2 protein-coding genes are annotated in these 1435 nt (G+C 44.7%); both read right to left on the bottom strand.

Annotated elements, in window-relative coordinates; translation table 11 throughout:
* Positions 1-286: 286 nt before the first annotated feature.
* The gene (locus EFD62_RS17305) at positions 287-589 is read right to left on the bottom strand and encodes a hypothetical protein (RefSeq protein WP_136479754.1); all 303 of its coding nucleotides are present in this window, start codon (positions 587-589) and stop codon (positions 287-289) included.
* A 225-nt stretch (positions 590-814) separates the two neighbouring features.
* On the bottom strand, positions 815-1435 hold a 621-nt coding region (locus tag EFD62_RS17310; RefSeq protein ID WP_128706594.1), incomplete at its 5' end, for a phage major capsid protein.

The raw sequence follows: 1435 nt of genomic DNA on the forward strand, positions 1-1435 counted from the left end.
CCTTAACCTTAATCCTCGCAAGGGAACGCCAACCTATCTATTCCTGATGTGACAAATTACGTGATTTCAGGCATCACGAGCCTTAGTTCAAATTTCTTAATGTTCTTTTACTGCTTCGCTAGGATACAAATTTCTTAACATTTCTGACTGATATAATTTCTGTACTAATAACTGCAGCAGCCTTTCAAATTCCTCTTTACTTGCCCCTTCTGTTTCAACAAAGCTTACGGCTGCAACCTACGCTTTTACGTTTCAGGGAGCAATACAGAGGCCTTTTCCCCGGCCGCTAAACCTTCTTCCAGCCTTTTGCTTTTAGTCTTTCCTGTGTGTAATCTTCCGGCCTGCAGTTCTCCAAGGTTTTTCTGCACTTGATGTTTTCGTACAGAATTGAATCCCCTTTGAGAACCAGCTTCTTTATCCAGCCGCTGGACAACGATTTTTCCCATACTTCACTTTGAATACTGGTAAAATACAACTCCAGCGCCCTTTCAATAATGGCATTGGCACCGGACAAACCCTCTTGTCCGGCAAGTTCCTTAGCTTTGTTCAATAAGGCTTCCTCTATGGTTGTGGTAATCTTTGCTCTCACGCTTTCACCCCTTCCTTCGGTTAAGGCCTTTATTCCGCAGTAACATTCATCACTCTGAACCGCTGATATAGCAAGTCAATTATGCTTTAGAAAGCAGTATTTCTATCAGTTTTAGAATTGAGCACCGCCCCTGCCAAAGCCTCTTGTAGGAGGAGCAGCACTTCCAATTTGCTCATTTCACCCTAAGTATTGCTTAGCCTCAGACTTGGCTCAAATCTGAGCAAATTATCTCGCTTCCAAAGCTACTGCCCATGAGAGCGTTGCTCCGTTTTTCGGTGTTATAGGTTTATCCCAGGTTCCCTGACCATCTACACGCACTATCACCCTGTAGTCGGTCATATCCTCCATCCAGCCGGGAACATTGGAGCGATCTAGAGCAATCTCTTTCCTCATGCCTATGGCATACTGGCTAAGGTCTGCGAGGATTAAATCTCCCTTAGCACCCAATGCGGGGCATTTCTCAGTGAATAGAACCTCTTTACCCAGAAGTGTGAATTTCCCGCTCTCTTCCCTGAATACCGGTATCTGAGCGCCACCGGTACCAATGGTAATGGTCATGGTGAGCAATTGTGGTATTACTGATGGATTGGCAAGCCATACCGCATTGGTAAAGCAGGACGGAGCAAGCCTTGAGAACATATTTACAACATTCTGATAGGTAATTGTAGCTGCCGCTTGAGAGTCCTCTTTATTTACAGTAATCAGCGCCGGGTCATTTATAATACCAAGAGGCTGGCCTTCACTGGTTCCATTGATAAAGGCATAGTCCATGTACCAGCCCAAGCCTTTAATAAGCGCTCCAGCTAACATTTCCTCAAAGGACATACCATCTGCAATAAGTTCATT

Source organism: Acetivibrio mesophilus (assembly GCF_004102745.1).
Classification (GTDB): Bacteria; Bacillota; Clostridia; order Acetivibrionales; family Acetivibrionaceae; genus Hungateiclostridium; species Hungateiclostridium mesophilum.